Raw genomic sequence first — 4,250 nt, forward strand, 5'->3', positions numbered from 1 at the left:
CCTACGGCTCCCTGCCCACGTCGGGCCGGGTGTTCGTGTCGGTGGCCAACCGGGACAAGCGGGCCATGATCTTCCCGGTCAAGCGGCTCGCCGACCTGGGCTTCGAGGTACTGGCCACCGCGGGCACGGCCGAGGTGCTGCGCCGCAACGGCATCCCGTGCACGATCGTCCGCAAGCACTTCGAGGGCGCCGACAACATCGTCGACGCCATCCTCGCGGGCACCGTCGACATGATCATCAACACCCCGTACGGCAACAACGGGCCGCGCGTCGACGGCTACGAGATCCGCACCGCGGCCGTGGCCAAGGACATCCCGTGCGTCACCACGATCCAGGGCGCGGCGGCGGCCGTGCACGGCATCGAGGCCGCCATCCGCGGTGACATCGGCGTGCGGCCCCTCCAGGCACTCCAGGCGGCCCTGCGAGGTGAGGGGTGAGGTTCGGGGCGCGGCTCTCCAAGGCGATCTCCGAGCACGGACCGCTCTGCGTGGGCATCGACCCGCACCCCGGCCTGCTGGCGTCCTGGGGGCTCTCCCAGGACGCCGCGGGGCTGGAGCGGTTCGCGCTGACCTGCGTGGAGGCGTTCGGCGGCCGGGTGGCGGTGGTCAAGCCGCAGTCCGCGTTCTTCGAGGCGTACGGCTCGCGGGGCGTGGCGGTGCTGGAACGCGTCATCGCGGACCTCAGGGACAGCGGCACGCTGGTGCTCGTCGACGCCAAGCGCGGCGACATCGGCTCGACCATGGCCGCGTACGCGGCGGCGTACCTGACCGAGGGCTCGCCGCTGGCGGGCGACGCGGTCACCGTGTCGCCGTACCTCGGGTTCGGATCGCTCGACCCGGCGCTCGAAGCCGCCGCCGCGAGCGGTCGCGGAATATTCGTGCTCGCGTTGACTTCCAATCCGGAGGGTGCCTCCGTGCAGCGCGCGGTGGGCTCGGACGGGCGCTCGGTGGCGCAGTCGGTCGTGGACGCGGCGGCCCGTGCGAACGCGGGCGCGGAGCCGTTCGGAGACGTCGGCCTGGTGGTCGGCGCGACCCTCGGCGAACTCGGCGTCGACCTCTCTGACCTGCACGGACCCGTCCTGGCGCCCGGTTTCGGGGCACAGGGCGCGACGGTCGCGGACCTGCGCGCGCTGTTCGGTTCGGACCTGCGCGGAGTGCTCCCGACGTCCTCCCGGGACGTGCTCAGGCACGGCCCCGGGACCGCCGCATTGCGGTCCGCGGCGGAGGCGGTTCAACGCTCGTTGGAGATGTGATCACGGTCAAATCGCGACACGCTTCGCGTGGTCCGCTCACCTGCGCAAACGGTCCCTGGTACGGTCCTGCCCACCGGCTGGTCCATCCACCATCGAGCGCATACCACACAGGTCGTGTGCAATGCGTTACCGGTGGCGGTGGCGGACCTGTCGGAGGGTGTTGGTACTACTACCACCCGCCGCAACCACTCCAGTGCTGAAAAGTTTCACCTGACTGGGACCCACGTTGTACCCAGGCAATTGCGCTCGGTACGGTCGCGGCACCGATCCAGAATTGAAATTCCCACACCACGGAGGAAATCGTGGCCCTTCCCCAGCTTACCGAGGAGCAGCGGGCCGCAGCGCTGGAGAAGGCTGCTGCCGCTCGTCGCGCTCGGGCTGAGCTCAAGGAGCGCCTCAAGCGTGGCGGCACGACCCTGACGGACGTGCTGAAGGCCGCTGAGAGCGACGAGGTCCTTGGCAAGATGAAGGTGTCCGCGCTGCTCGAGGCGCTTCCGGGCGTCGGCAAGGTTCGTGCGCAGCAGATCATGGAGCGCCTTGAGATCGCTCCGAGTCGGCGGCTGCGCGGCCTGGGTGAGCGGCAGCGCAAGGCGCTGCTCACCGAGTTCAGCGGCGAGTGAGTGATGGCACCGGGGTGGGGTCGGGCGCACGCGCCCGGCCCCGCCTCACCGTTCTGTCCGGGCCGTCGGGCGTCGGCAAGTCCAGCGTGCTGGCCGAGCTGCGCCGGATGCGACCGGAGATCCACTTCAGTGTCTCGGTGACCACCCGGAAACCGAGGCCGGGCGAGATCGACGGGGTCCACTACCACTTCGTCGGTCTCCCCGAGTTCGACAAGATGGTCGCCAACGGCGAGTTCCTGGAGCACGCCGAGTTCGCGGGCAACTCCTACGGCACCCCCAGGGCGCCGGTGGAGCAGGCGCTGGCGTCCGGCAAGCCGTCCCTGCTGGAGATCGAGTTGCAGGGCGCGCGGCAGGTCAGGGTCGCGATGCCGGAGGCCCAGCTGGTCATGCTGGCCCCGCCGTCGTGGGAGGACCTGGTCCGCCGGTTGACCGGTCGCGGCACCGAGGACCCCGCCGTCGTCGCCCGCCGGCTGGAGATCGCCAGGGAGGAACTGGCGGCCGAGCCGGAGTTCGACGAGGTCGTGGTGAACGACGACGTGAAATCCGCCGCCAGGAGCTTGCTAAACTTGGTGGTCGGCCCGGTGCCCGACGCGTGATGACGCGCGCCGAGTGGCACGGGACGACCCTTCAGACCCACCCCGAACCGCAGGAGCGTTGACGAGTGACCACGCACACCGAGCTGGGCCCGCTCTCGGGTACTCCGGAGGGCATCACCAACCCGCCGATCGACGACCTGCTGGAGCAGGTCAGCTCGAAGTACGCGCTGGTGATCTACGCGGCCAAGCGGGCGCGGCAGATCAACGACTACTACGCGCAGCTCGGTGAGGGCCTGCTCGAGTACGTCGGCCCGCTGGTCGAGCCGGGCCCGCGCGAGAAGCCGCTGTCGATCGCGCTCCGGGAGATCCACGCGGGTCTCCTCGAGCACACCGAGGGCGAGTGACCGAGGCCGCTGACGCCCCCGTTCCCCCCAGGGTGATCCTCGGGGTGGGTGGGGGCATCGCCGCGTACAAGGCGTGCGAGGTGCTGCGCCGGCTCACCGAGTCCGGCCACGCCGTGCGCGTCGTGCCCACGGACGGCGCGCTGAAGTTCGTCGGCGCGGCCACGTTCGAGGCGCTGTCCGGTCAGCCCGTGCAGACCGGCGTGTTCTCCGACGTGCCGTCCGTGCCGCACGTCAAGCTGGGGCAGACCGCCGACCTGGTCGTCGTCGCGCCCGCCACGGCGAACCTGATCGCCAAGGCGGCCGCCGGTCTCGCCGACGACCTGCTCACCAACACGCTGCTGACCGCGCGCTGCCCGGTCCTGCTCGTCCCGGCGATGCACACCGAGATGTGGGAGCACCCGGCGACGCGGGCCAACGTGGCGCTGCTGCGCTCGCGCGGCGTGGTCGTCGCCGAACCCGCCAGCGGCAGGCTGACCGGCAAGGACACCGGCAAGGGCAGGCTGCCGGAGCCCGCCGAGATCGTCGACCTGGCCCGGTTGCTGCTGGCGCGCCCCGACGCGCTGCCGCGCGACCTGGAAGGCGTGCACGTCGCCGTGTCCGCGGGCGGCACCCGTGAGCCGCTGGACCCGGTGCGCTTCCTGGGCAACCGCTCGTCCGGCCGGCAGGGCTTCGCGCTCGCCCGCGTGGCCGCCCAGCGCGGCGCGCGCGTGACGCTGGTCGCCGCGCACACCGCCGACCTGGTCGCACCCGCCGGGGTGGACGTCGTGCGCGTCGGCTCCGCGCTGGAACTGCGTGACGCGATGCACGCGACCGCCGCCACGGCGGACGTGGTCGTGATGGCTGCCGCGGTCGCCGACTTCCGGCCGGTGACCCCGGTCGAGCACAAGATCAAGAAGACCGACCGCGACCCCGACCCGGTCGTGCTCACCCGCAACCCGGACATCCTGGCCGAACTGGTCGCCGCACGGCGGCCCGGACAGGTCGTCGTGGGGTTCGCCGCCGAGACCGGGGACGCCGAGACCGGCGTGCTCGAGTACGGTCGCGCGAAGCTCAAGCGCAAGGGCTGCGACTGGCTCGTCGTCAACGCGGTCGGCGACGGTCGCGCGTTCGAGGTCGAGGACAACGCCGGCTGGCTGTTGTCCGCCGACGGGGCCGAGACGCCCATCCCGCACGGTTCGAAGGCGCGGTTGGCGTCCGCACTGTGGGATGCCGTAGCCCCGACCCTGAACTTCGGCCGTCAGCCGCCGAGCGCTGGGTAAGCTTCACTCATTCGCAGATCGGACCAGTTAGGGAGTGTCGTGAGCCAGCACAGCAGCAGGCTGTTCACCAGTGAGTCGGTGACCGAGGGGCACCCGGACAAGATCTGCGACGCCATCAGCGACTCGATCCTCGACGCGCTGCTGGCCAAGGACCCGCGGTCGCGCGTCGCGGTGGAGAC

The 4,250-nt window shown here is 71.3% G+C and carries 6 protein-coding genes and 1 pseudogene; all 7 read left to right on the forward strand.

Annotation, left to right across the window (positions count from 1 at the left end; genetic code table 11):
• Positions 1–437: pseudogene (gene carB, locus FM051_RS49720) on the forward strand (carbamoyl-phosphate synthase large subunit); the annotation flags it as partial.
• Complete coding sequence (pyrF, locus tag FM051_RS49725) at positions 434–1,252, forward strand: orotidine-5'-phosphate decarboxylase (protein WP_158854925.1); 819 nt, start codon at positions 434–436, stop codon at positions 1,250–1,252. The pseudogene carB and the gene pyrF, both read left to right, overlap by 4 nt.
• A 302-nt stretch (positions 1,253–1,554) precedes the next feature.
• Positions 1,555–1,872, forward strand: a complete 318-nt coding sequence (gene mihF, locus FM051_RS49730; protein WP_033427832.1) for an integration host factor, actinobacterial type — start codon at positions 1,555–1,557, stop codon at positions 1,870–1,872.
• On the forward strand, positions 1,869–2,468 hold the full coding sequence (gmk, locus tag FM051_RS49735) for a guanylate kinase (RefSeq protein ID WP_158854927.1): 600 nt from the start codon (positions 1,869–1,871) through the stop codon (positions 2,466–2,468). Before mihF ends, gmk begins: the two co-directional genes overlap by 4 nt.
• 65 nt (positions 2,469–2,533) lie before the next feature.
• Positions 2,534–2,812 carry a DNA-directed RNA polymerase subunit omega gene (gene rpoZ, locus FM051_RS49740; protein ID WP_053721631.1) on the forward strand — a complete coding sequence of 93 codons (279 nt, stop codon included), beginning with the start codon at positions 2,534–2,536 and terminating at the stop codon, positions 2,810–2,812.
• Positions 2,809–4,071 carry a bifunctional phosphopantothenoylcysteine decarboxylase/phosphopantothenate--cysteine ligase CoaBC gene (gene coaBC, locus FM051_RS49745; protein ID WP_158854929.1) on the forward strand — a complete coding sequence of 421 codons (1,263 nt, stop codon included), beginning with the start codon at positions 2,809–2,811 and terminating at the stop codon, positions 4,069–4,071. Before rpoZ ends, coaBC begins: the two co-directional genes overlap by 4 nt.
• Positions 4,072–4,110: 39 nt before the next feature.
• A partial coding sequence (locus tag FM051_RS49750) for an S-adenosylmethionine synthetase N-terminal domain-containing protein (RefSeq protein WP_274383920.1) occupies positions 4,111–4,250 on the forward strand: 140 nt, incomplete at its 3' end.

It is taken from the genome of Saccharothrix deserti (assembly GCF_009769385.1).
Lineage (GTDB): Bacteria > Actinomycetota > Actinomycetes > Mycobacteriales > Pseudonocardiaceae > Actinosynnema > Actinosynnema deserti.